This is a genomic window from Pseudomonas gingeri, from assembly GCF_013385635.1.
In the GTDB taxonomy this organism is placed as follows: Bacteria; Pseudomonadota; Gammaproteobacteria; order Pseudomonadales; family Pseudomonadaceae; genus Aquipseudomonas; species Aquipseudomonas gingeri_A.
In genome coordinates this window covers 546,681-571,330 of sequence record NZ_JACAPR010000007.1, presented here as the reverse complement: position 1 = coordinate 571,330, position 24,650 = coordinate 546,681, and the positions used below count along the sequence as shown (strand labels likewise).

General features: G+C 64.4%; 20 protein-coding genes. 12 read left to right on the top strand and 8 right to left on the bottom strand.

Translation table 11 applies throughout. From position 1 onward, the window contains the following. From HX851_RS36215 to HX851_RS36205, 3 genes are all read right to left on the bottom strand, one after another. Window positions 1-3,048, bottom strand: a 3,048-nt coding sequence (locus HX851_RS36215) for an amino acid adenylation domain-containing protein (protein ID WP_177064341.1), incomplete at its 3' end; no start/stop codon positions are given. Further along, complete coding sequence (locus tag HX851_RS36210; protein WP_177064340.1) at window positions 3,045-6,548, bottom strand: non-ribosomal peptide synthetase; 3,504 nt, start codon at window positions 6,546-6,548, stop codon at window positions 3,045-3,047. The genes HX851_RS36215 and HX851_RS36210, both read right to left, overlap by 4 nt. A gap of 79 nt (window positions 6,549-6,627) precedes the next feature. Further along, window positions 6,628-7,608, bottom strand: a complete 981-nt coding sequence (locus HX851_RS36205; protein WP_177057322.1) for a TauD/TfdA family dioxygenase — start codon at window positions 7,606-7,608, stop codon at window positions 6,628-6,630. Window positions 7,609-7,898: 290 nt separating this feature from the next. Between HX851_RS36205 and HX851_RS36200 the strand changes: the two genes are divergently transcribed. From HX851_RS36200 to HX851_RS36165, 8 genes are read left to right on the top strand one after another with little or no spacing between them, the layout of a single operon-like run. After that, the gene (locus HX851_RS36200) at window positions 7,899-9,107 is read left to right on the top strand and encodes a PepSY-associated TM helix domain-containing protein (protein WP_177057323.1); all 1,209 of its coding nucleotides are present in this window, start codon (window positions 7,899-7,901) and stop codon (window positions 9,105-9,107) included. Continuing rightward, window positions 9,104-9,643 carry a PA2404 family protein gene (locus tag HX851_RS36195; protein WP_177057324.1) on the top strand — a complete coding sequence of 180 codons (540 nt, stop codon included), beginning with the start codon at window positions 9,104-9,106 and terminating at the stop codon, window positions 9,641-9,643. Before HX851_RS36200 ends, HX851_RS36195 begins: the two co-directional genes overlap by 4 nt. Next, window positions 9,640-9,996 (top strand): hypothetical protein, encoded by a 357-nt coding sequence (locus HX851_RS36190; RefSeq protein ID WP_177064339.1) that lies wholly within the window; start codon window positions 9,640-9,642, stop codon window positions 9,994-9,996. The genes HX851_RS36195 and HX851_RS36190 overlap by 4 nt, the downstream gene beginning before the upstream one ends. Beyond that, window positions 9,993-10,565: a DUF6162 family protein gene (locus HX851_RS36185; protein ID WP_177057326.1), complete on the top strand. Its 573-nt coding sequence runs from the start codon at window positions 9,993-9,995 to the stop codon at window positions 10,563-10,565. The genes HX851_RS36190 and HX851_RS36185 overlap by 4 nt, the downstream gene beginning before the upstream one ends. 49 nt (window positions 10,566-10,614) lie before the next feature. Further along, the gene (locus HX851_RS36180; protein ID WP_177057327.1) at window positions 10,615-11,544 is read left to right on the top strand and encodes a metal ABC transporter substrate-binding protein; all 930 of its coding nucleotides are present in this window, start codon (window positions 10,615-10,617) and stop codon (window positions 11,542-11,544) included. Beyond that, complete coding sequence (locus HX851_RS36175; protein WP_177064338.1) at window positions 11,541-12,311, top strand: metal ABC transporter ATP-binding protein; 771 nt, start codon at window positions 11,541-11,543, stop codon at window positions 12,309-12,311. Before HX851_RS36180 ends, HX851_RS36175 begins: the two co-directional genes overlap by 4 nt. Further along, window positions 12,308-13,207, top strand: a complete 900-nt coding sequence (locus HX851_RS36170; RefSeq protein WP_177064337.1) for a metal ABC transporter permease — start codon at window positions 12,308-12,310, stop codon at window positions 13,205-13,207. The genes HX851_RS36175 and HX851_RS36170 overlap by 4 nt, the downstream gene beginning before the upstream one ends. Beyond that, window positions 13,208-14,173 (top strand): metal ABC transporter substrate-binding protein, encoded by a 966-nt coding sequence (locus HX851_RS36165; RefSeq protein WP_177057330.1) that lies wholly within the window; start codon window positions 13,208-13,210, stop codon window positions 14,171-14,173. It abuts the gene before it with no gap. Between the two features lie 84 nt (window positions 14,174-14,257). On the opposite strand, the gene HX851_RS36160 is transcribed toward HX851_RS36165, so the two are convergent. The 5 genes from HX851_RS36160 to HX851_RS36140 form a co-directional block, all read right to left on the bottom strand. Then, on the bottom strand, window positions 14,258-14,479 hold the full coding sequence (locus tag HX851_RS36160) for an MbtH family protein (RefSeq protein ID WP_177057331.1): 222 nt from the start codon (window positions 14,477-14,479) through the stop codon (window positions 14,258-14,260). Window positions 14,480-14,562: 83 nt separating this feature from the next. Next, on the bottom strand, window positions 14,563-15,975 hold the full coding sequence (locus HX851_RS36155; RefSeq protein ID WP_177057332.1) for an aspartate aminotransferase family protein: 1,413 nt from the start codon (window positions 15,973-15,975) through the stop codon (window positions 14,563-14,565). A gap of 88 nt (window positions 15,976-16,063) precedes the next feature. Further along, window positions 16,064-16,573 carry a GNAT family N-acetyltransferase gene (locus HX851_RS36150; protein WP_177064336.1) on the bottom strand — a complete coding sequence of 170 codons (510 nt, stop codon included), beginning with the start codon at window positions 16,571-16,573 and terminating at the stop codon, window positions 16,064-16,066. A gap of 104 nt (window positions 16,574-16,677) precedes the next feature. Beyond that, window positions 16,678-18,003, bottom strand: a complete 1,326-nt coding sequence (locus HX851_RS36145; protein WP_177057334.1) for an ATP-binding protein — start codon at window positions 18,001-18,003, stop codon at window positions 16,678-16,680. A gap of 2 nt (window positions 18,004-18,005) precedes the next feature. Next, window positions 18,006-18,680, bottom strand: a complete 675-nt coding sequence (locus tag HX851_RS36140; RefSeq protein ID WP_177057335.1) for a response regulator — start codon at window positions 18,678-18,680, stop codon at window positions 18,006-18,008. A gap of 163 nt (window positions 18,681-18,843) precedes the next feature. On the opposite strand from HX851_RS36140, the gene dsbD reads away from it, so the two are divergent. The 4 genes from dsbD to HX851_RS36120 all read left to right on the top strand — a co-directional run bounded on the left by dsbD (window position 18,844) and on the right by HX851_RS36120 (window position 24,532). Next, a complete protein-coding gene (dsbD, locus tag HX851_RS36135; protein ID WP_177057336.1) occupies window positions 18,844-20,592 on the top strand; it encodes a protein-disulfide reductase DsbD in 1,749 nt (582 codons plus the stop codon). Next, window positions 20,593-21,462, top strand: a complete 870-nt coding sequence (locus HX851_RS36130) for a TlpA disulfide reductase family protein (protein WP_177057337.1) — start codon at window positions 20,593-20,595, stop codon at window positions 21,460-21,462. Continuing rightward, on the top strand, window positions 21,438-22,217 hold the full coding sequence (gene dsbG, locus HX851_RS36125; RefSeq protein WP_177057338.1) for a thiol:disulfide interchange protein DsbG: 780 nt from the start codon (window positions 21,438-21,440) through the stop codon (window positions 22,215-22,217). The genes HX851_RS36130 and dsbG overlap by 25 nt, the downstream gene beginning before the upstream one ends. Before the next feature lie 206 nt (window positions 22,218-22,423). Beyond that, complete coding sequence (locus tag HX851_RS36120) at window positions 22,424-24,532, top strand: RICIN domain-containing protein (RefSeq protein ID WP_177064335.1); 2,109 nt, start codon at window positions 22,424-22,426, stop codon at window positions 24,530-24,532. Window positions 24,533-24,650: the final 118 nt, after the last annotated feature.

The following is a 24,650-nucleotide window of genomic DNA, read 5'->3' as shown; positions in this document are numbered from 1 at the left end:
CTCGCCCACCGGGGCGGTGTACTGCTGCTTGACCACGCCCGGCTTGGGCAAGGCACGCTTGTCGAGCTTGCCATTAGCGGTCAGTGGCAACCGCTCCAACAGCAGAATCTGCGCCGGGACCATGTAGTCACTGAGCGCCGCCTGTAGCTGCCGACGCAATACCTCGACCTGCAACACCGCCCCCGCCGTCGGCACACAATAGGCCACCAGTTGCAGACGGCTGGCATCGTCATCCATCGGCAGGGCCAGCACCGCCGCCTGGGCGACCGACTCTAAACCTTGCAGCAACCGCGCGACTTCCGCCGGCTCGACGCGATAACCGCGGATTTTCACCTGATCGTCGTTGCGCCCCATGAAATCCAGCAATCCCTGGCGGTTGCCACGGACCCGGTCGCCGCTGCGGTAGAGCCGGGAACCCGGCACGCCATGGGGATCCGGCAGGAAACGCTCGGCCGTCAGGCCCGGTTGCCCGAGATAACCCAGGGCGACACTCTCGCCACCGATGTACAGCTCGCCCGGCACCTGCGCGGCGGCAATATTGAGCACATCGTCCAGCACATAGACATGGGCGCCCGGCAACGCACGGCCAACCGGAATGCCCTGCGGCAGCGGGTCGTTCACCAGCACTTCGTGAGTCAGTACGCCCACGGTGGTTTCGCTGGGGCCATAGTGGTTGATAAAGCGGCAGTCCGGCTTGAGCTCGCGTATCTGCTGCACCAACGCGGACGAACAGGCTTCGCCGCCGACAATCAAGGCATGGACAGGCAATACATCCGCCGGGCGGGTGGCCTGCAGCAAGGCCGCCAGGTGCCCGGGGACGATTTTCAACACACCGACGCGATGGGCGGCCATGTACTCGGCAAAACCGTCCGGGTCGAACCCTAGGGCCTCGGGCAGTACATGCAGGGTGCGACCGGAACACAAGGCGCCGAACAGCATGGTGTGCCCCAGGTCGGCGGCGATGGTCGAGACCAGCGCCATGCTGGCACCCGGCGCCAGCTCCAGGCGACTCGACAGGCCGGCGACATAACTGGCCAGCGCCCCATGGCTGACCAGGACGCCCTTGGGCTGGCCGGTGGAACCGGAGGTGTGAATCACATAGGCCGGGGATTGGCTCGACAGTTCCAGCAGCGGCGCACTGTCCGGCTGGTCGAGCCATTGGGACGGGACAAAAGCCTGCCCGGCACACCCTGGCACGACAAGGCTCGCGGCTCGCGAATCGCCTTCGGCATACAGCAGCACCCGTGTCCGGGCACGTTCAAGCAACTGTTGCAGGCGCGCGTCAGGGGCCTTGGTATCCAGCGGCATGTACACCGCCCCGGCCTTGAGAATCCCCAGGACACAGGTCAGCCAGTCCAGCGAACGATCCATCAGCACCGCCACTGGCTCACCCGGGCCAACACCCGTGCCACGCAGATGATGGGCCAGGCGGTTGGCGGCCTGGTCCAGCTCGGCAAAGCCCAGGGTCTGTTCGAGGCAACGCGCGGCCATGGCCTGGGGCTGGCGCCGGACCTGGGCATCCCATTGTTGCAGCACCGCAGCCGCCGGCTCACGCGCCTCGGCAAGCAACGGCGGTGTGCAGCCATGCAGGCTGAACAACGGTGCCTGCGGGGCTTGCAGAACCGCATCGAACAACGCGAGCAGCACCGGGATAAAACCCTCGACCGTCGAATGCCGATAGAGGTCGCTGGCGTAGGTCATCTCGCCATGGATCAGCGTGCCGTCATCGGTGATATCCAGAGCCAGATCGAAGTGAGTGCCGTCCTTGTGCAACGGGTATTCGGCCACGCTCAGGCCCGGCAACTGCATCGAGCGCTGTTTCTGCATGCCGACATTCTGGTTGAACTTGGCCTGGAACAGCGGGTTGTGATCCAGGTTGCGCTCCGGGGCCAGGGCGTCCACCAGTTGTTCGAACGGTAATTCCTGGTGAGCCTGGGCGCCGAAGCTGCTTTCACGCAGGCGCCCCAGCAGGTCGAGGAAACTCTGACGTTCATCAACCTCGCAGCGCAGGACCTGGGTATTGACGAAAAACCCGATCAGGCCCTCGACCTCGGAGCGACTGCGGTTGGCATTCGGCACGCCGACGCGGATATCACGCTGTCCGGCATGCCGCGAGAGAAACAGCGAATACCCGCCCAGCACCAGCATGAACAGGCTCACGCCCTGGCTGCGGGCAAAAGCGTTGAGCTGCCGGGAACGTTCGACACCGAAATCGAAGCGCAGGGTCCGACCTTCGAAACTCTGCACCGGCGGACGCGGGAAGTCGGGAGCGACATCCAGTAGAGGCTGCGCCTCACCCGACGCGGCCAATTGCCGACGCCAGTAATCCAGTTGCCGCTCGCCCTCGCCGGCTTCCAGCCAACTGCGTTGCCAGATCGCATAGTCGGCGTACTGCAACGGCAGTTCCGGCAAGCCGGGTTCGCACCCGAGACTGAAGGCCTGATAGGCCTGGACGAACTCCTTGACCATCACATCCATCGACCAACCGTCGGAGACGATATGGTGCATGCTCACCACCAGCACCCACTCGTCCGCGGCCAGGCGGATCAGGCTGGCGCGCAGCAACGGCCCATTGAGCAGGTCGAACGGCTGCGCGGTGAGCGTCCGCACCCGTTCGGCCAGCTCGGCTTCACGCCGGTCGACGGCACAATCCGTCAGGTCGAGGCGCTCCAGCGGTACGGCCTGGGTCGCGAGAATCACTTGCCGAGGCTGTTCGCCGTCGACCTGGAACAGGGTCCGCAGGACTTCATGGCGCTCGACGATATGCTCGAAGGCGCGCAGCAACGCCGGCTCGTCGAGATGCCCGTGCAGGCGCAAGCCGGCGGCCATGTTGTAGGCGGCACTGGTCGGATCGAGCTGCCAGAGGAACAGCAGGCGCTGCTGGGCATAGGACAGAGGAATCGCCGCCACGTCATGCCGGCTGACCGGCATCGGCAGCAGGCTGAAGTCCTTGCCTTCCTGGCTCAGCTTCGCCAGGAACTGCCGACGCTGCTCCAGGGGCAGGCTGATAAACCTTTTGGCGATACGTACCGCGGCATTGGCACTCATGCTCCAAACTCCTCCAACGAACTCATGAACTGCTCCATATCGGCCCAGTCGTTATCCCCACTGTCCTGCACGAGCGTCTCCAGCTCGGCGGCCAGATCGCTCAGCAGGGGCTTTTCAAACAGGCTGCGCAGCGGCAGGCTGACTTCCAGGCGCCCCTTGATCCGGGCGATCACCTGGGCGGCGAGCAACGAATGCCCGCCCAACTCGAAGAAATGGTCGTCGAGGCCGGCCCGGGGAACCTGCAGGACCTCTTCCCAGATCCCCGCCAGGCAACGTTCGATGTCGCTCTGCGGCTCGCGGTAACTGGCTTGCAACTGGCTCGGATCGGGAATCGGCAAGGCCTTGCGATCCAGCTTGCCGCTGGGCGTCAGGGGCAGGCGCGGCAACACCAGCAGGTGCGACGGGACCATGTAGTCCGGCAACCGGCCTTGCAGGAAGGCCTTGATCTGCAAGCGCCAGACGCTCTGTTGCGCCGGCTCCAGGGGTTGCTCGGCGACCACGTAGCCAACCAGCTGTGTACCGCCGGCCAGCGGCAGGGCCAGCACCGCGGCTTCACGGACACCGGGGCATTGCAACAGGCGCGATTCGACTTCACCCAACTCGATACGGAAACCGCGAATCTTCACTTGGTGATCGACCCGACCGATGTACTCCACCGCGCCGTCCTCGCGCAGGCGTGCGCGGTCACCGGTGCGGTACAGGCGTTCACCCGGGGTAAAGGGGTCGACGATAAAGCGCTGGGCACTGAGGGCCGGTTGCCCCTGGTAACCACGGGCCAGGCCCGGGCCGCCGATATACAGCTCACCCACGGCGCCCTGGGGCAGCAGGTTGAGGTCGGCGTCGAGCACCAGCAGGCGCCGGGCCGACAACCCGAAGCCGATGGGCACACCGCGCCAGGACACGGCCTCAGGCAGCAAGTTGCTGCAATCGTAAGTGGTCGAGACCACCGTCGCTTCCGTCGGGCCATAGGTGTTGATCAGGCGCACCGCCCCCAACCCCGCTTGCTGCCACAGGCGCAGGCCATCGACCGCCATGGCCTCGCCGCCGATATGGATCTGCCGCAGCGCGCCGTAACCCGCCGGTGGCTGCACCGCCCAGTCCTGCACCAGCAGGTGCCAGTAGGCAGCCGGCAAATCGGCCAGGGTAATACCGTGGCGCAGGATCGCCTCGTGCAGCGTGGCACTGTCCCACAGCCGCTCGTCGCGCAGCACCACGCAGGCACCGAGGCTCAACGGCGGGAAGAACTGTTCGACAAAGCCATCGAAACTGCCGGTGGCGAACTGCAGGACCCGGTCCTGCTGCACCAGCCCGCTGTACTCCGTGGCCCGGGCAACGAACTCGGCCAGGGCATGGTGGCTGATGCCGACACCTTTCGGCCGTCCGGTGGAGCCCGAGGTGTAGATGACATAGGCCAGCGAGGCCGGCGCCGGTTGTGCCTGCGGGTCGCTTTCGGAATAGGCCGAATCGTTGATCCGGTCCAGGCACAGGGTATCGATACCCCCCAGCGACGGCAGGCTCTCCAGCCACTGGCCCTGGGTCAGCAACAGTTTCAAGCCACTGTCCTGCAGCACATGGGCCAGGCGTTCGGCCGGGGTCTGCGGATCGAGCGGCACATAGGCACCGCCGGCCTTGAGCACGGCGAGAATGGCCACGGCCATGTCCAGGGAGCGACCGAGCGCCAGACCCACCAGCACCTCCGGTCCGACCCCATGGCCGCGCAACAGGTGCGCCAGGCGGTTGGCGCGCCGGTTCAGCTCGGCGTAACTCAAACTTTGTGGAAGATTGTGTGGGAGCCGGCTTGCCGACGAAGAGGCCCTTGAGCCTTGCATCGCCCATTCGGACGCTATCGCCGGCAAGCCGGCTCCTACAGGGTGGGGTTCGGCGAGGACCACGGCGATAGCATCAGGGGTACGTCGGGCCTGGGCCTCGAACAACTGTGGCATCGACAAGGCGGTGTCGGCAGGCGTCGACAGGGCGCTGTAGCTGGTCAGCAAGCCAGCGATTTCATCCGCCGCGAGCATCGGCAAGTGACCGATGGCTTGTAGCGGGTCGCGACAGACCGCGAGCAACAGGTTGCGCCAATGCCCGGCGAGACGGGCAATGGTCGCGGCATCGAAAATATCGGTGGCGTAGGTAAAGGCCGCAAACAGCTGCTCGCCCTCCTCGCGGGTTTCCAGCATCAGGTCGCTGGTAGCCGCGTGCTGGCGCCCGTCTCCGGCCGCCTGTTCTTCGCTCAGATGCGCCACCCGCAGCCCGCACGCCAGTTGCCTGCCCTGGACATCGGTGACCAGCGGCTGATGGTTGAACATCACCTGGAACAACGGATTATGGCTCTGGCTACGTGCCGGCTGCAGGGCCTCGATCAGCGCATCGAACGGCAGTTCCTGGTGCGCCTGGGCGCCCGAGGAAGCCTCGCGCAGGCTTTGCAGCAGATCGGCGAAGCGGGTGCTGGCCTGCACTTCGCTGCGCAGCACCTGGGTGTTGACGAAAAAACCGATCAGGCCTTCGGTCTCGCTGCGGGTACGGTTGGCGATCAATCCGCCGACGCGGATATCGGTCTGCCCGCTGTAGCGATGCAGCAGGCTCTTGAACGATGCCAGCAGGACCACGAAGAGCGACACGCCCTGGCGCTGGGCCAGGGTCTTGAGCTGCTGGCGCAGATCGCCATCGACCCGCACCTCCAGGCGCGCGCCCCGATGGCTGGCCTGGGCCGGATGGGGACGGTCGGTGGGCAGTTCGAGCACCGGGTGCTCTTCCCCCAGGTGGCCGCGCCAGTAGGCCAGTTGCCGTTCCTGCTCACCCGCCTCGAGCCAGCTGCGCTGCCACAGCGCGTAGTCGCGATAGTGCACGGCCAGCGGGATCAGCGAAATCCGCTCGCCGGCCACGCAGGCATCGTAGCAACGGGTGAACTCCTCGATGAGGATGTTCATCGACCAGCCATCGGCAATGATGTGGTGCAGGGTCAGCAGCAACACGTGCTCCTGCTCGGCCAGGCGCAACAGGCGAATGCTGAGCAACGGCCCCTGTTGCAGGTCGAACGCCTGGGCCGCTTCCCCGGCCATGATCTGGCGCGCGCGAGCCCAGCGCTGGCCCGCGGCCAGGGTCGAGAGGTCGCTGACGACGATATTCACCGCGCCCGGTGGCGCCACGCGCTGGAACGCCCGCTCGCCCTCCTGGCCGAACGTGGTCCGCAGGCATTCGTGACGGGCCACCAGGGCAGCGAAGGCCTGCTCCAGCGCCGCCAGGTCCAGTACACCGTCCAGGCGCACGGCCATGGGCAGGTTGTAGGCCGCGCCATGGGGATCGAGCTGCCAGAGAAACCACATACGCTGCTGCGCGTAGGACAGACCGTCACGCTCTGAAACACCGTCGCAGGAGGCGATGGGCAGCAACGAGAAGTCGACACCCTCCCTGTCCATCGCTGCCAGGAAGATACGGCGTTTTTCCTGGGGCAGCTCGATGAAACGACGGGCGAGTTTCTGTGCGTCTTGGGGCTTCATGTGAGAGGGTCCTTGCTGATCGGCGGCACGGCCGGGGGGCCCGGCCGTATCAACAAGAACGAACCGCCAGGCCAGGGATTTAGCGTGGAAGCGAGTAACCTTCGGCCATCGCCACCACGACCTTGCGCTTGCCGGTGAATGGCGAGCGGGAATGGGCCGCCAGCATGTTGTCGAGCATCAGTACATCGTTTTCCTGCCAGGGAAAGCTGATGGTGCAGTCATCGAGCACACCGCGCACTTCGTCGAGCAGGTCGACCTCGATGGCCGAGCCATCGCCGTAATAGACGTTGCGCGGCAGGTCTTCCTCATCCACCACATCGAGCAGGGTCTCGCGCACTTCCGGCTGCAGGTTGGACACGTGGAACAGGTGGGCCTGGTTGAACCAGACCATCTCCTGGGTCATCGGGTGGCGGGCCACCGTCTGGCAGCGCTGGCGAGTGCGCAACTCACCGTCGTCCTTCCATTCGCATTCGATGGCATGAGCCCGGCAGTAGGCCTCGACCACCGCCTCGTCGTCGGTGTTGAACACCTGGCTCCAGTCCACGTCGAGGCCGTTGCCGTAGTTGCGCACGTACATCAGCCCCTTGCTGATGAAACGCTCGCGGATCCGCGCCGGCACCCGGCGATAGACTTCGCGGCTGTCACAGATCGGCGTTTCGCCACCGGTCTGCGCCGCGATCATGCTGTAGAACCAGATCTTCATCGGCCATTCGAGGGTATAGGCCTGCTCGTTGTGCAGCGGAATGCTCTGGTGCGCGGGGTATTCGGTCGAGGTGTATACGCCCTTGGTCACGTTGCTGCGCGGCGTGGAGCCGAACTCGTAATTGAGCAACGGATGACCGAAGCCCGCCGCGAACTCGCGGAAGGCCTCGGCCCCACCCACATCGAAACCGCGCAGCAGGATGCCGCCGGCGCGGTACAGGTGCGCGTCGATCAGTGGCTTGCATTCGCCGAATGCCTCCCTCAGGTCAAGCCCGGGCTCAGGCGCCTGGATCAGCATGGGCAAGGTGCCCGAACCGGTCAGCAGCGGCCGGATATCCAAACTCAACGCATTGTTCATGACGACTCTTCTCCCTTGATCCTCGACCGCCGGCACGGCACGCACAAGCGTGGGTTGTACCGGGCTTCACAGGAGGAAACGGTTGGTCGCAGGGGAAAATTAGCCGGCTCCGACGCCGGCTGTCGGCCGTCGAAACATTTACTTTCATATAGTCCTACGTTTTTTGCCGCCTCATTCGTCTCATAAAGATGCAGTCGGCCGCGTAGGCAAAAGCCACGGCCGGCTTTTTCCGGGAACGAGGCTCTTTCTCAAGCCTCGCTCCGTCCCCCGAAATCGAGAACCCGCTTTCCATGTCCAAGAAGTCCCGCTCGAAACTCTGGTTCCTGGTCCATAGCTGGCTGGCCCTGCCCATCTGGTTTTTTGTCCTGATCGTCTGTGTCACCGGCACGCTGGCGGTGGTCAGCCAGGAAATCGTCTGGCTGGCCAATCCGGAAATCCGCGCCAGCAAGCCTTCGGATGACGCCCCGTTGCTGAGCTATGACCAGGTTCTGGCGGCCATCAAGAAGAATGAACCCGATCTGATCGTGCAATTGATCCAGCGCCCGGACGAAAGCCATTTCGCCCTGCTGGCCGATATCAGCTATCCGGACGGGCGTTCGGTGACGGTCTATGTCAACCCGTACACCGGCGTCATCCAGGGCATCAGCCCGCAATTCAACTTCAAGAACTTCACCCGCGCCCTGCACGGCTGGTGGCTGGTACCGTTCACCGACGGCTACAGCTGGGGCTGGTACCTGGTGTCGCTGCTGGGCATACCGATGCTCGCCTCGCTGGTGACCGGCCTGGTGGTGTACAAGCGCTTCTGGAAAGGTTTTTTCAAGCCGACCCTGCGCTTCAACCACGGCGCACGGATATTCTGGGGCGACTTCCACCGATTGAGCGGCATCTGGTCGATCTGGTTCATCGCGGTGATCTCCATCACCGGCACCTGGTTCCTGATCCAGGCCATCCTCGCCGACAACCAGGTGAGCATCGCCACCCGACCGATCCCGGCCATCATCTCCCATGACAGTGCACCGCTGATGCCTGACGGCCGCCCGGCACCGATGCTCGGCGCCGACGAGGCCCTGCGCATTGCCAGGGAACAGGTGCCCGGGCTCGAAACCAGCTTCATCAGTCTGCCGAGCAACGCCTACAGCCCGTTCGAAGTCGGCGGCCGCAGCTGGTATCCGTTGATGTACCAGACCCTCGAACTCAACCCCTACACCGGCAAGATCGAACAGTCGCGCCTGCTTTCCGACCGCACGGGCCTGGAGTTCGTCACCGAGTCGATGCGGCCGTTGCATACCGGCGACTTCGGTGGCCTGTGGATCAAGCTGATCTGGTTCTTCTTCGGCCTGCTGCTGAGCATGATGGTCCTCAGCGGCCTGTTGATCTGGAGCAAACGCACCGCCCTGGCCACGCTCCACGCGCTGAAGCGCGGTACCAAGGCTGAACGCCCCGGTATTGCCAGGCCCCGCGCCGCCTTGGCGACCGAAACCTCGGAGGCCAACCTGTGAGCAAAGCCACCGTGACAGCACCGATCTCGCCCCTGAACCGTCTCTGGCACAAATGGCGGTTCCATCTCAATATCCTGCTGGTGCTGATCCCCCTGGGTTTCATGCCCCGCTACTTTTCCGATGCTGCCCTGTTTCGCGGCGATACCGGCCTGGGCCAGCATGTGAACGAACTGCAGGTCGGCCCCTGGAGCCTGCAACTGGCCGAACTGTGGGACGAGGCACCGCGCCGCGACGGTCCCGCCGGCTACTTCAAGAGCTTCAACGCCAGCCTCTGCGCCACCTGCATCGACCAGGTCAAGGCCACGTACCTGCGCGTCGGCAAGCCGCGCAGCCTGCGAGCCGCCGGCGTGATCTTCTTCGGCACGCCCTATCGCATGGGTGCCGTGGTGCCGATCCCGGAAAACACCGGGGACGATGCCGAGCTCTGGGTCACCCTGGAAGGCTGGGACGGCGCGGTGCACCAGGCTTCCATTCCCCTGAGCAAGGCCTCGCCGCTGACGATTGCCTGGCTGAAAAAACAAGGTAAGCGCCCATGAGCCCATTGCATCGCCTCCCCCCTTCCCGAACGTTCCGGCGCCTGCTCGCCAGCACTGTGCTGCTGGCAGCCGGCAGCCTGAGCCTGACCGCCCAGGCCCATAACCCGATGTGCGAATGCAAGCAGATCGACGCCGAGCAGATCCAATGCAAGGGCGGGTTTTCCGACGGCAGCGGCGCGCCGGGGGTGACCCTGGACGTGATCGGCTACGACGAAACCATCCTCCTGCCCGGCAAGCTGGGCGCGGACTCGACGCTCACGTTCAAGAAACCGGGTACGGATTTCTATGTACTGTTCGACGCCGGCCCCGGCCACGTCGTGGAAATCGACAAAGCGGATATCGAAGCCCCATGAGCGCCTCTACCACCCAGGTTGTACGCCCCGCCGGCGCCGGCCACGAAACCCTGTATGTCCTGCTGTTCTGCCTGATCGTGCTGCTGGTCGCCGGTTCCGTCGTAGCGCTGCACGGTGAAAAGCAGGACGTCGGCCAGGTCTCGGCTCATCAACTGGATGCGCGGCGTGATCTTACTCCCGGCGAACAGGGGATCTACGCCGACCTGCGGGTCACCCTCGATGAAATCCACCTGCTGCAACAGGAGCAGCAGGGCCTGCCCTCCCCCGGGCAGCTCGGCGAGGAAGGTTTTGCACCTTTCGCCCAGGATGCCAGCTCGGTCAGTCGTGGCGGCCATGCCTGGCAGTTGCTCGGTCAGGCCTACTTCGGCCTGAGCCAGGCCACGGCAACCGCCGGTTCGTTCCTGATGCGGGTCGGCAGCGACAGCAACGCCGCAGCGGACATCTGGCTCAATCGCAGCAACACCCTGGCGGCCCCCACCGAACTCGGCGACAGCGCCCTGATCGCCGGCGGCTGGCAGCAGGTGGTCGCGCAATTCGATGCCGGCGTGACCCGCCAGCACCGGCACTGAATCTTTTGACTCAACCTTTCGACACACGCTCGGGGAAGACTGTCCATCCATGTCCATTTCAGCTCTGTTCGGCCGCCGTCGCCTGCTCCTGGCGCTGCTGCTTTCGCCCCTGCTGCTGACCCTGCAGGTCCAGGCCGACCCGGCCAAGCGCCTGCGCATCGGCATCACCCTGCACCCTTACTACAGCTACGTCGCCAATATTGTCGGCGACAAGGCCGATGTGGTGCCACTGATCCCGGCCGGTTTCAACCCCCATGCCTACGAACCCCGGGCCGAGGACATCAAGCGCATCGGCACTCTGGACGTGATCGTGCTCAACGGCATCGGCCACGATGACTTCGCCGACCGCATGATCGAGGCCAGTGAAAAGCCACAAATCGCGGTGATCGAGGCCAATGAAAACGTGCCGCTGCTGGCCGCCACCGGCACCGCCGCCCGGGGTGCCGGCAAAGTGGTCAACCCGCACACCTTCTTGTCCATCAGCGCCTCCATCGCCCAGGTCAACAACATCGCCCGGGAACTGGGCAAGCTCGATCCGGACAACGCCAAGACCTACACCGCCAATGCCCGGGCCTACGGCAAGCGCCTGCGGCAGATACGCGCCGATGCCCTGGCGAAGTTGACCCAGGCGCCCAACGCCGACCTGCGGGTCGCTACGGTGCACGCGGCCTATGACTACCTGCTGCGCGAGTTCGGCCTGGAAGTCACCGCCGTGGTCGAGCCAGCCCATGGCATCGAGCCGAGCCCGAGCCAACTGAAGAAGACCATCGACCAACTGCGCGAGCTGGACGTGAAGGTGATCTTCTCCGAGCTGGATTTCCCGTCCACCTATGTCGAGACCATCCAGCGTGAGTCCGGGGTCAAGCTCTACCCGCTGTCGCATATTTCCTATGGCGACTACACCGCCGACAAGTACGAGAAGGAAATGACCAGCAACCTCGATACCGTGGTCCGGGCGATCCAGGAGGCCGGTGCATGACGGCTGCCGAAAGCATCGCCCGCGAGGCCATCGGACCGACCCTCGATTTCAGCGCGGTCAACCTGACCCTGGGTCGCACCACCATTCTCGACAACGTCACCTTCCAGGTCCGCCCCGGCCATGTGCATGCGCTGGTCGGGCCCAACGGCGGCGGCAAGAGTTCGCTGATCAAGACCCTGCTCGGGCAGATGCCGCATCAGGGCCGCCTGAGCCTGGAATGGCCGGGCACGCCCGGCACCATCGGCTACGTCCCGCAGGCCCTGGAGTTCGATCGCGGCCTGCCGATGACCGTCGACGACTTCATGGCCGCCATGTGCCAGCGGCGTCCGGCGTTTCTCGGCCTGTCGCGGCATTTCGCCGGGGCAATCGGCGCGGCGCTGGAGCGGGTCGGCATGCAGGACAAGCGCAAGCGCCGCATGGGCGCGCTGTCCGGCGGCGAACGGCAGCGGGTGCTGCTGGCCCAGGGGCTGATCCCGCCGCCACAGTTGCTGGTGCTCGACGAACCGATGTCGGCCCTGGACGAGGCCGGTATCCAGGTCTTCGAGCGTCTGCTCGGCGACTGGCGCCGCGCCGGCATCACCGTGTTGTGGATCGAGCACGACCTGGAAGCGGTCAAGCGCCTGGCCGATCGCGTCACCGGCCTCAATCGCCGGGTGCTGTTCGATGCCTCGCCGGCCGAGGCGCTGACGCCGGACCGCCTGCTGACGCTGTTCTCCACCCATCCGCGCAGTGTCGACACACCTACCCCGCAGAGCATCCAGCCATGACCTATGAAGCTTTTCGCCTGATGATCCAGGGCTGGGCCGCGTCCGGTTTCCTGCCGGCGGCACTGGCCTACGGCTTCGTGGTCAACGCACTGATTGCCGGCCTGCTGATCGGCCCGGTACTGGGCGGTCTCGGCACCCTGGTGGTGGTCAAGCGCTTCGCCTTCTTCTCCGAAGCGGTGGGCCACGCGGCCCTGACCGGCGTAGCCATCGGCATCCTGCTCGGCGAACCCTACACCGGCCCCTATGGCAGCCTGTTCGGCTACTGCCTGCTGTTCGGCGTGCTGCTCAACTACCTGCGCAACCGCACCGGACTGGCCCCCGACACGCTGATCGGGGTGTTCCTCTCGGTGTCCCTGGCCCTCGGCGCCAGCCTGCTGCTGGTGCTGGCCGGCAAGATCAACGTGCATATCCTCGAAAACGTACTGTTCGGCTCGGTACTGACGGTCAACGGCAACGACCTGCTAGTCCTGCTGATCGTCGGTTCGCTGGTGATGGGCCTGAGCCTGCCGCTGTACAACCGCATCATGCTCGCCAGCTTCAACCCGCAACTGGCGGCGGTGCGCGGGGTCGCGGTAAAGACCCTCGACTACCTGTTCGTGGTGCTGGTGACGCTGATCACCGTGGCCGCGGTCAAGGTCATCGGCGCGATCCTGGTGGGCGCCCTGCTGGTGATCCCGGCGGCGGCGGCGCGCCTGCTCAGCCAGTCGCTCAAGGGGTTCTTCTGGATCTCCGTGGCGATCGCCACCGTCAGCACCCTGTGCGGCATCCTCCTGCCGATCCTGTACGACCTGCCCGTGCCGTCCGGCGCGGCGATCATCCTGGTGGCCGGTATCGCCTTCGCCCTGGCGGCGATCGCCCGTGGCACCGTGCCCAGCCTCAAAGGGAATATTGGATAAATGCCGAACCTACGCCCCCTGACACTCGTCCTCGCGCTGAGCGGCCTGTTCAGCAGCACACTGTGTGCCAATCCGGCACCGATGACTATCGCGGCCAACCAGGGGCCGAGCACCACCGCACTGCATGCCAGCACCGTCGCCCAGCCGGTGCGCATCCTCGCCAGCCTGCCGGTGACCTATGGTCTCGGCGCGCTCCTGCTCAAGGACAGCGGTGTGGAACTGCAACGCGCCGCCGACGCCAACCTGCCGGGCAGCCGTCAGAGCGCGTACTTCAGCGGACGTGGTGCCCCGGCCCTGCAAAAGCTGGCGAGCCAAGCCGATGCGGTGATCGGCCTGCGCTCGCTGTGGCCCGACGATCCGCTCTACCCCATGGCCCGCCGCAGCAATGTGCGCATCGTCGAGGTGGATGCGGCCCGTCCGGTGGACGGTAGCCTGCCGGGTATCGCGGTACAGCCGGGCAAGGGCGTGGATGGCCTGAACAGCCAGCCCTGGCTGTCGAGCAACAACCTCGGACGCATGGCCGATGTGATCGCCGCCGACCTGGTGCGGCTGGCCCCGGAGGCCAAGGCGAAGATCGAGAGCAACCTGGCGACACTCAAGCAGCGCCTGCTCAAGCTCAGCGCCGACAGCGAAACGCGCTTGAGTCAGGCCGACAACCTGGCGATTGCCAGTCTGTCGGACCGCTTCGATTACCTGATGGGAGGGCTCAATCTGGAAGTGGTCAAGGTCGATGCCCGGGCGGACGATGCCTGGACGCCCGAGGCCCTTGAGCAGTTGACTCGGACCCTGGCAGACAACGAAGTGAAGGTGGTACTGGATCATCGCCAGCCGACGGACCCGATCAAGGCATCAATTGCCGCGGCAGGAGCCCGACTGGTGGTACTCAATGGCGAAGAGGCCGATCCGCTGGTGGGGTTGGAAACCTCGATCGACCAGGTACTTACGGCATTGCATGCCTCCTTGTAGAACCGGACTTCCTTGGTAGAAACAGGCTTACCGGCAATGGCGCCTTACTGTCGTCATCGCCGGCAAGCCTGGAGTTGACAAGGTTTACGCGGTCGCCTGGGCGTCCATCTTCTGACGCAGGCTCAGTGGACGCATGTCGGTCCAGACCTCCTCGATGTATTCCAGGCACTCTTTCTTGAAGCCGCTCTTGCCCACGGTGCGCCAGCCGTTGGGGATCGCCTTGTAGTCCGGCCAGATGGAATATTGCTCCTCGTGGTTGACCACTACCTGAAAGAGGATGTCGTCGCGGTCAAATACTGAAGTCATTGCTGTTCTCCGTGAGAGTAGGGTGAGGCTGCGCCCATCGCGCAGCCCCCGTGTAGATGAAAACGTGCGGGGCCGCCGGAAAATTAGACCGCGGCGACCGCCGCCGCCAGGGCATTGCCAAAAATACGTGCCACTTCGTCGACCTGGGCGGCCGTGATCACCAGCGGCGGCAGGAACCGCACCACGCCGCCATGACGCCCGCCCAGTTCGAGAATCAACCCGCGCTTGAGGCATTCGCGTTGAATCAGCGGTGCTAGACGTGGAAATGCCGGTGGATGGCCCTGGGCATCCGGCGTACCGTTCGGGTCGACCAGTTCAACGCCCATCATCAGGCCACGTCCACGAATATCCCCCAGTTGCGGGAAGTCGCGCTGCAGCAGGCGCAGGTGCTCGCCGAGGCGCTCGCCCATGGCCGCGGCGTGGGCCGGCAGGTCATGCTCCTTGAGATAACGCATCACCGCGGAACCGGCGGCCATGGCCATCTGATTGCCACGGAACGTCCCGGCATGGGCGCCTGGTGCCCAGGTGTCGAGCCAGTCACGATAGACCATCACCGCCAGCGGCAGGCTGCCGCCAATGGCCTTGGACATCACCACCACATCCGGAATGATGCCGGCGTGTTCAAAGGCGAACATCTTGCCGGTACGCCCGAAACCGCTCTGGATTTCGTCGACGATCAGCGCCACGCCGGCCTTTTCGGTGATCCGCCGCAGGCCGCGCAACCAGTCGAGATCCGCCGGAATCATGCCGCCCTCGCCCTGAACCGCCTCGACAATGATCGCCGCCGGCAGTTGCACGCCACCCTCGGGATCGTTCAGCAGATTCTCCAGGTAATGCAGATTGACCTTCACCCCCTGGGCACCACCGAGGCCGAACGGGCAACGGTAGTCGTAGGGATATGGCAGGAACTGCACGCCATTGCCCAACAGGGCGCCCAACGGTTTTTTCGGTCCCAGGCTGCCCATCAGGCTCAACGCGCCCTGGCTCATACCGTGATAGGCGCCCTGGAACGACAGGACGGTGCTGCGGCCGGTGGCGGTGCGTACCAGCTTCAGGGCTGCTTCCACCGCGTCGGTGCCGGTCGGGCCGCAGAACTGGATCTTCGCTTCCCTGGCCAGGGCTTCGGGCAGCAGGCCGAACAGGTCCTGGACAAACTGGTCCTTGACCGGCGTGGTCAGGTCTAGGGTGTGCAGTGGCAGTTCATCGGCCAATACCTGCTGGATCGCCTCGATCACCACCGGGTGGTTGTGCCCCAGTGCCAGGGTCCCGGCGCCGGCCAGGCAGTCGATGAAACGTCGTCCCTCGACATCTTCGACATACAACCCCTTGGCCCGCTTCAGCGCCAGCGGGATGCGCCGGGGATAACTGCGGGCGTTGGACTCCTGGCGACTCTGCCGGGCCAGCAGCGGCGACTCCTCGAACTCATAGAGCGTTTCAACCGGTGACTGGCTGGGGCGGACCGGCGGCTTTTCGATAAGGCTGGTAGCGACTGACATCTCTCGATCCCTCAATACTCTGATGATATTGACCAAAACCCTGTTCCCGCACGCGCACGCGTTGCGGACTTCGTGTTCAGGAAACGCATCAGCGCGTCGGGGATTTAGACCCGTCTGGCAGTTGGATGAGAAGTTTTTTCATCGGGATCGCCATCAGTCCGCCCACGGAAAAAGCCCGGGCGGCCTGGCGATAGCCGAGGTGATGGTAGAAACCCAGGCCGGTACGGGTGCTGTTGAGCCGTACGGTCTCATGGCCCACCGCCGCCAGCCACGCTTCGAGCTGCGCCAGCAGCGCCCGGCCCACACCCCGTCGAAACCATTGCGGCAGTACGTAGCACAACAGGATGCAACCATCGGCGCGGGCCATGCCGACGCCCACGGGCTTGCCCTGCAAGCGCGCCAGGCTCAGGCGCAGACGCGGGTCGGACAACCAGGGCAAGACGTGATCGACGCTCCTGCCACGGGTCCAGGCCTCGACCCGTGATGGCTCATTACGGTGGTCCAGCGAACAGCCGACCTTGATGGAGCCGATCAATATCCGGCTGATGATACCGGCATCGGCCACGACAGCCGGGCCGACTTCGATGGACGTATCCATGGCACATGACCTCAATCCATTGAGTGACAAGCACCAGACGATACTGCCCGGGGACGTCCCCGGGCGAGCGGATTGCGGTGACAGGATTTGTCAGGCGCCGTGCGTCACACCGCCTGCAGCGGCATGGTCAGCTCGACCCGCAAGCCATCGGGCCGGCTGTCGAAACGCAGGACACAGCCGCAGCGCTGGACGATCGCCTGGACAATCGCCAGACCCAGGCCACAACCGGTGCTCTTGCCATTGCGCCAGAAGCGTTGCGTCAGGTGCTGCAGGTCATCCTCGGCAATTCCCGGACCATGGTCGCGGACCAGGAAATGCACGCGATTGCCGATGGTCGATACGTTGAGCTCCACCGGTGCGTCTCCCGGCGTGTGACGCAGGGCATTGTCCAGCAGGTTGCGCAAGGCGGCGATGGACAGGGTCGAGGGCATTTCCAGCGGCGCGGCCGAGCAATGCTCCGGCAGATGCAGTTCGATCCGCTGGCGGTTGCCATTGGCCGAATCCTGGATCGCCAGGCGCGCCACCTGTTCGGCAGTGCACTGCACGCCATCGTCGAACGACAGGCTGCCTTCAACCCGCGCCAGCAGCAGCAACTGCTCCAGGGTCCGGTGCAAGCGGTCGGCACCGGCCTCGGCATGGGCCAGGGATTGATCGCGGGCGGCGCCTTCGGTCATGCGCGCCACCTGCAGGTGGGTCTTGATCGCGGTCAGCGGGCTGCGCAGTTCATGGGCCGCGTCACCGGTCAGTCGTCGCTCGCGCTCGATGGTCTTGCCGATGCGCTGGAGCAACTGGTTCTGGGTATCGAGCAACGGCTGCAACTCGCGGGGCAACGGCTGCACCTGCAAGGGTTCCAGGGAGTCGGGGCTGCGCCGCATCAACGCGTCGCGCATGCGATTGAGCGGCGTCAGGCCCTGGCCGAGCCCCAGCCAGAGCAGGCACAGGCAGCCGATCAAGGCGACACCGACCGGCACCGAGGCGGCCAGCAGGACCGACAGGTTCAAGGCCTCGCGCTCGACCTGGCGATCGGCGGTGGTGATATGGGTATCGCCACGGACCAGGGTAAAGGTACGCCAGGGCGCGCCATCGATCATCTGGTCATGGAAACCGACGTTCTGTGCTTCCAGATCCTGTTCGGGATTGTTGTGACTGCGCGCCAGCACTTCCCCGCGCAGGGAACTGACCTGGCAGGCCATGCCGCCGCTGATGTTCAACTGCTCGGAACTGAAATGGGTGCTCCCGTCCTGACCCGACATCGGCGGCAATTGCTCCAGCAACCCGGCCACCATGCGCGCCGACGCCACTAGGCGTTGGTCGAGAGAGAACATCATCTGGTGGCGCAGATCGCTGAGCATCCAGGTCGCGGCCAGGGCCCAGATCAGGATGAACGCCGAGCCGATGGTCAGGCTCAGGCGCAGGCGCAGGCTCATCATGCTTACAGCTCTCCGTCACCCGCCGGGCCCAGGCGATAACCCAGGCCACGGACGGTTTCGACAATGCCGTTGCCCAGTTTGCGGCGCAAATGATGGATATGCACGTTCAGGGCGTTGCTTTCCAGTTCGTCGCTGAAACCGTAGACGCTGTCTTTCAACTGCTCGCTGGAAAGCACCCGGCCACGGTTGTGCAGCAGGGCCTGCAACAGCGCCTGCTCGCGTCGCGAAAGGTCCACCGACTGGCCGTTCAAGGTGGTGATCCGGCTGCTCGGGTCGTAGCTCAACGGACCGTGCTCGATCAGGTTGACACTGCGCCCGGCCACCCGACGCAGCAGGGTCTGCAGGCGGGCGAAGAGTTCGCGCAGGTCGAACGGCTTGAGCAGGTAATCGTCGGCACCGGCCTGCAAGCCGTCGACCCGGTCGGTCACCGAGTCGCGGGCGGTGAGGATCAGCACCGGCAGCTCCAGGCCCTTGCTGCGCAACTGGGTGAGCAGTTTCAGGCCGTCTTCGTCGGGCAGACCGAGATCGAGCACCATCACGTCGAATTCCGCGGCACGCAGCATGGCCCGCGCGGCGGACGCCGTGGCCACGTGCTCCACCGTCATGCCCTGGGCCGTCAGGCCGGCAACGATGCCGCTGGCAATCAACTCGTCGTCTTCGCAAACCAGTACGTGCATGGGAATACCTGTGCAAATGTGTCCATTGGGACACAGATGGATTAAGCCGCGATTATGCCGCCAATGAAGCAAGGATAGATAACCGCGGGTCTCCTGGGTTAATGATCGGTTAATCGCTGCCCAGCAGTCTTGCTCGGACAGGCTCCTGCATTAAGGTTTTTTCATGCGTTGGTTATTCACCTTGGTTTTTCTGCTGTTCGCCGGGCTGGCCCAGGCCGGCAACGACCCGTTCGCGGTCAAGAAGCCGGACTTCCCCCCGGCCAGCAAGGTCTTCGTCTTCAGTTCCGAGAAACTCGATTCCGGCCAGACCCGACTCTACTGGCAGATCGCCGATGGTTATTACCTGTATCAGAAACGCCTGAAGTTCGACGGCCTCGACCCGGCGCAGCGGCCCGCCCTGCCTGAGGCGCAGTCCCACAGTGACGAATTCTTCGGTGAACAGCCGGTCTATCGCGGCGAACTGGAATTGCTGGTTCCGGCCGGCGCCAGCGGCGAGGTCACCGTCGGCTGGCAAGGCTGCGCGGATGCCGGGCTCTGTTATCCACCGCAAAGCCAGGTGGTGGACCTGGGTGGCAAAGCCGCGCAAACCCTGAACCCGCCCCCAGCAGGGCAGGCGCAGGACCAGTCCCTGGCCAGCGGCCTGAGCCAGCATGCGCTGGGCTGGAGCCTGCTGGCCTTCTTCGGTCTGGGCCTCTTACTGGCCTTTACCCCCTGCACCCTACCGATGCTGCCGATCCTCGCCGGCCTGGTGGTGGGCAGCGGCGCCAGCCCACGTCGCGGTTTTGCCCTGGCGGGCAGCTATGTGATCAGCATGGCCCTGGTGTATGCCGCACTGGGTGTGGTCGCGGCCCTGCTGGGCGGCAACCTGCAGGCCTTCCTGCAACAACCCTGGTTGCTGGGCAGCTTCGCCGCGCTGTTCGTGGTCCTGGCCCTGCCGATGTTCGGCTTCTTCGAACTGCAACTGCCCAGTGCCCTGCGCGACCGCCTGGAGCGTGCCGGCCAGGGCCGCCGTGGCGGCAGTCTGGTGGGCGCCGGGATCATCGGCGCGCTGTCCGGGCTGATGGTCGGGCCCTGCATGACCGCACCACTGGCCGGTGCCTTGTTGTACATCGCCCAGAGTGGCAATGCCCTGCTCGGCGGCCTGGTGCTGTTCAGCCTGGGCATCGGCATGGGCCTGCCATTGCTGCTGCTGGTGACCGTGGGCAATCGTTTCCTGCCCAAGCCGGGTGCCTGGATGGACCGGGTCAAGGCGATCTTCGGCTTCCTGTTCCTCGGTACCGCGATCCTGATGATTCGCCCGGTGGTCAACGAAGCGTTGTGGCTCGGCCTGTGGGGCGCACTGGCCCTGGTCGTCGCCTGCTGTGCCTGGCGGCTATCGCACCAGCCGGGGCGCGCTGCCCTGCTCGCCCGTTGCATCGGCCTGCTGCTGGGCCTCTGGGGTGGTCTGCTGGTGATCGGCGCCGCGGGCGGCGGCAGCGACCCGTGGCAACCGCTGCAGGTCTACACCGGCTCCGCGGCGAGTGGCGGCAACGTGGCAAGCCATGAAGCCTTTGTCACGGTCAAGGAGCCGGCAGCCTTGCAGCGCGAGCTGGACAGCGCCAAGGCCCAGGGCCAGTGGGTACTGGTGGACTACTACGCGGACTGGTGCGTGTCGTGCAAGATCATGGAGAAACAGGTGTTCGCCAAGACCGAAGTGATGAATGCCTTGCGCGATGTACGACTGGTGCGCCTGGACGTGACCGACGACAATGCCGCCAGCCGCGAACTGCTCGGCCGCTTCGAAGTGCCCGGCCCACCGACCCTGCTGTGGATAACGCCCGCTGGCGTCGAGCACCGGGCCAGTCGTATCACCGGTGAGATCGACGCCACCGGTTTCCTGCAAAACTGGAACAACACACGGGATGCCCGCTAAATGCTGACCCTGACCCTCGGTACCTTCGCCCTCTCGATCAACCACCTGCTGTTGCTGCTGGCCCTCGCCCTGGCGACGCTGGTCGGCTGGCGGGTGGCCAAGCGCGGCGGCGATAACCCGGAGTCGGTGCTGTTCAGCCTGTTCCTGCTGGCGATGCTGGCATCCCGGAGCGGTTTCGTCATCGCCTACTGGAGCTACTTCCGCAACGACCCGCTGCAGGTCCTCGATATCCGCGATGGCGGCTTCCTCCTCTGGCCGGGACTGCTGGCCCTGCTGGTCGGCGCCCTGGCCTGGTGCTGGCGGCGTCCGGCGCTGCGCAGGCCACTGGGCTTCGGCCTCGGCAGCGGGGTCGCCTTCTGGCTGCTGGCGACCCTGTCGACCACCCTCTACGAGCAAGGCTCGCGCCTGCCGGACATCACCCTGGTCAATGCCGAAGGACAGACCGTGCATTTGACCGACTACTCCGGCGGACCGCTGGTGATCAACCTCTGGGCCACCTGGTGCCCGCCGTGCCGGCGGGAAATGCCGGTGCTGCAGAAGGCCCAGCATGAACGCCAGGACGTGACCTTCCTGTTCGTCAACCAGGCCGAAAGCATGCAGAGCGTGACCACGTTCCTGATGACCCAGGGCCTGAACCTCAACAACGTGCTGTTCGACGGCACCGGCCAACTGGCCCGCACCGTCGGTTCCATGGCCCTGCCCACCACCCTTATGTACAGCGCCGACGGGCGCCTGCTCGGCACTCACCTGGGTGAGTTGTCCGAGGCCAGCCTGGCTCGGGCCCTGGAGAACTTCGGCCCACCCCAATCCAATACGGCCCCTTCGGCCCCAGCAAGGAAACCGCTATGTCCTTCAACCGCCGCCTGCTGAACCTGAGCCTGAGCACCGCCTTCGGCGCGTTGCTGCTGCAAGTGCCCGTGTCCCAGGCCGAAGAATTGCCCGCGCCGATCAAGAGCATCGAAGCCAAGGGCGCCAAGATCATCGGCAGCTTCGACGCTCCCGATGGCCTGCGCGGCTATGCCGCCCAGTACCAGAACCGTGGCATGGCCCTGTACCTGACGCCCGATGGCAAGCATGTGATCGCCGGCAACCTGTATGACGCCGACGGAAAGGACCTTAGTCAGGCGCCGTTGCAGAAGCTGGTCTATGCACCGATGGCCAAGCAGGTCTGGGGACAGATGGAGCAGAGCAACTGGATCGAGGACGGCAAGAAGGATGCACCGCGCATCGTCTATCTGTTCAGTGATCCGAACTGCCCGTACTGCAACATGTTCTGGGAACAGGCACGGCCCTGGGTCGACTCCGGCAAGGTACAACTGCGACACATCATGGTCGGGATCATCCGCGAAGACAGCGCGGCCAAGGCCGCCGCCCTGTTTACCGCCAAGGACCCGCAACAGGCCCTGCACGACCACGAAAAGGCCGGCAAGGGCAGCCCGCTCAAGCCGCTGGCGACGATTCCGAAAGAGATCCAGGCCAAGCTCGATGCCAACATGAAGTTGATGGAAGACCTGGAGCTGTCGGCCACGCCATCGATCTTCTACCTTGACGACAACGGCGACCTGCAACAACAGCAAGGCGCACCGTCGGCGGACAAGTTGGTGAAGATCCTCGGACCGAAGTAACTGTCAAAATAGCTGGGAGACACAGACTGGACGATCGCTCCCCTGCCCGGGTGGGAGCGATCACAGACAGGCGCCTGCGCGGCTCGTCTCTCCCACACACTGTTTGTACATTATCCGTCCATGGCTGTCGGCAAGGCACAAACGACAGGCAACGACGCTCTCCCTAAGCTGGCGACTTCACTCAGTCACAACGCTTAAGGGCAGTCATGTCGCTCAATATTTACCTGGCGCAGATACGCCATATCCCACGCTCCCGCGCCCCGTCGTTCGCCGATCACCTGGAACCCATCTGGGCAGAGACCGATCAGGCGCCGACCATGGAATCCAATGGCCCCCTCGTCGTCGTCAGCCAGGGCTGTATCGACTACTGGCCGCTCAATAATCTCGGGAATCCTGGCGAGCTGCATCTGCTGGCATACGGTCCGACTCGCGAACTGCTGGGCCAGAAGGTGCTGAAACTGGGCGACCAGAAGCTGGTTTCAATACATATCGAGCGTTCGGACTGGCTGGTATTCCTGGATCGACAGCACGGTCGTCACACCAGGGTCCGTACCATCCTTCACGAAACCGCGGAAGATACCCACCAGTACTTCTGGATCATCAATAGCCACAGTGGGGCCGCCCTGAGCTGGGACAGCACCGGCCCGGCCGTAGCCCTGGAACCTCTCGCCGCGAGCAGCCAGCAGATCTGGGTCGTTGACAGCATCGGCGCGATCTTTACCGGTCGGGAAAATCGACGTCTATCGTCGGTGCAAGGCGCTTCCGGGGCCTCATCGATGCACCTGCTGGACAGTGACGAAACGGGCAATGACCAGTGGAATATCGATCGCCAGGGGAGCATCCGCTCTTTCAGCAATGACCTGGCCTGGACGCAGACCGGCGAACGGACCGTGGAGCTCGCCGAGCGCGCGACGTCCCTGACAGAACGTCAACACTGGTTTTTCAAGCCTTATATCGTTTCGCCGTTCACCCGAGAGAATCAGTTGACGCAACTGCTGCCCGAGCAACACTTCTTCCTCGGCAGCAACAAATACCCGGGGTCCAGGCTGGTATTCAACACCGCACACGCGCAGCTTGTGTCGGTAGAAGAGACGCAGGAGCAATACGGGGCCTGGCGATACGAGCAGGAGAAGCTGATCGATGTCGCGACCGGACTGGCCCTGACCGAGAAGTCCGACGTCCTCCTCCTCGCCGCCCCGGAGCCCGAGGATGCCCATCAGAGCTGGTACATGAGCAGCGACGGTTACCTGATCCAGCCCTTGAGCGGAAAAGTGCTCGAGTTTGAAGACGGGCGAATCCGGCTGATGGACTATGACACCCTGCGCACCGAGCGCGTGCACTGGCGGATACGTCACATCAGGCAGCGCCGGGCCACCAGCCCGGTCTTCCAGCGCAAGCAACTGGGCTACATCAGCAAGCTGTCGGTCACCGTCACCGTCGCCAACGTGTTCTGGGGCGGCACTTCGGACAAGATCATGATGACCCTGACCTCCCTCGACAAAGCCGTGCGCCTGTTCGATGCGCCTTCGGCGGGCGATTCGGTCACCATCGATATCGATATCCAGGCGATGTTCGGCAAGCCGAGGATCCCGATGCGCGATGTCCATACGATTCTGTTCTATCAGGAATCGATAGCCGAATCGGGGGGCAACGACCAGTGGAAGCTGGGGTCCATCATCCTGAAAGCCAACGACCGCTACCTGAACGACTCGCTACGCCACATCAATCGCTGGGTTTCGCCGCCGTACCGCTCCGCGCATATTTCCTGGGGCAGCACGATTTCCTGGTGCAACTGGCGGGATATCCGCTACAACCGGCACATCGACTTCAACGGTCAGACCTATCCGGTGACGCTGATGCCCTACATCGGCGACCTGAAAGCCTGGCGCAACTACGACCCGTCCAGCATCGACGGCGTCGGTCAGTTGATCGGCATGAACAATGGCCGGTTGATCGGCGAAATCCTCAAGACCCGGGACTGTGAAGCACTGAAGCCCAATGACGGCAACAACAGCTACACATGGGTATTCACACCGGAGGGCTCGATCATCTATCGACTGTGGAACCACGACGACAGCGCGGACTATATCCGGCACAGCCAGTTGGGTAACGGCAGGCCGGTGATCTGCGCGGGTGAATTCAGGATCGAGAGAAGAGCGGATATCGACGGTGTGGTGGATGTCATCGCCATGGTCAACGACGCCTCGGGCCACTACAAGCCCGACGGTGGCGCCTGCCTGGGCTCGGTGGAAGAGAAGTTCAAGGCATTGGGCATCCCCACCGACCACATAAAATGGTCCTATAAAGGCCAGTAACAGCATTGATCAGATAGTGTGGGAGCCGGCTTGTTGATCGTTCCCACGCTCCTGCGTGGGAACGCCTCTCTGGACGCTCTGCGTCCGCTCCGGGTCTGTGACGCGGAGCGTCACGGGC

Bases quoted from the DNA above. Each gene is read 5' to 3' on its own strand.
- HX851_RS36155 (WP_177057332.1), bottom strand. From the start codon at position 15,975: ATGTCAGTCGCTACCAGCCTTATCGAAAAGCCGCCGGTCCGCCCCAGC.
- HX851_RS36120 (WP_177064335.1), top strand. From the start codon at position 22,424: ATGTCGCTCAATATTTACCTGGCGCAGATACGCCATATCCCACGCTCC.
- HX851_RS36150 (WP_177064336.1), bottom strand. From the start codon at position 16,573: ATGGATACGTCCATCGAAGTCGGCCCGGCTGTCGTGGCCGATGCCGGT.
- HX851_RS36140 (WP_177057335.1), bottom strand. From the start codon at position 18,680: ATGCACGTACTGGTTTGCGAAGACGACGAGTTGATTGCCAGCGGCATC.
- HX851_RS36200 (WP_177057323.1), top strand. From the start codon at position 7,899: ATGTCCAAGAAGTCCCGCTCGAAACTCTGGTTCCTGGTCCATAGCTGG.
- HX851_RS36190 (WP_177064339.1), top strand. From the start codon at position 9,640: ATGAGCCCATTGCATCGCCTCCCCCCTTCCCGAACGTTCCGGCGCCTG.
- HX851_RS36205 (WP_177057322.1), bottom strand. From the start codon at position 7,608: ATGAACAATGCGTTGAGTTTGGATATCCGGCCGCTGCTGACCGGTTCG.
- HX851_RS36160 (WP_177057331.1), bottom strand. From the start codon at position 14,479: ATGACTTCAGTATTTGACCGCGACGACATCCTCTTTCAGGTAGTGGTC.
- HX851_RS36165 (WP_177057330.1), top strand. From the start codon at position 13,208: ATGCCGAACCTACGCCCCCTGACACTCGTCCTCGCGCTGAGCGGCCTG.
- HX851_RS36185 (WP_177057326.1), top strand. From the start codon at position 9,993: ATGAGCGCCTCTACCACCCAGGTTGTACGCCCCGCCGGCGCCGGCCAC.
- HX851_RS36145 (WP_177057334.1), bottom strand. From the start codon at position 18,003: ATGATGAGCCTGCGCCTGCGCCTGAGCCTGACCATCGGCTCGGCGTTC.
- HX851_RS36210 (WP_177064340.1), bottom strand. From the start codon at position 6,548: ATGAAGCCCCAAGACGCACAGAAACTCGCCCGTCGTTTCATCGAGCTG.
- dsbG (WP_177057338.1), top strand. From the start codon at position 21,438: ATGTCCTTCAACCGCCGCCTGCTGAACCTGAGCCTGAGCACCGCCTTC.
- dsbD (WP_177057336.1), top strand. From the start codon at position 18,844: ATGCGTTGGTTATTCACCTTGGTTTTTCTGCTGTTCGCCGGGCTGGCC.
- HX851_RS36180 (WP_177057327.1), top strand. From the start codon at position 10,615: ATGTCCATTTCAGCTCTGTTCGGCCGCCGTCGCCTGCTCCTGGCGCTG.
- HX851_RS36170 (WP_177064337.1), top strand. From the start codon at position 12,308: ATGACCTATGAAGCTTTTCGCCTGATGATCCAGGGCTGGGCCGCGTCC.
- HX851_RS36130 (WP_177057337.1), top strand. From the start codon at position 20,593: ATGCTGACCCTGACCCTCGGTACCTTCGCCCTCTCGATCAACCACCTG.
- HX851_RS36175 (WP_177064338.1), top strand. From the start codon at position 11,541: ATGACGGCTGCCGAAAGCATCGCCCGCGAGGCCATCGGACCGACCCTC.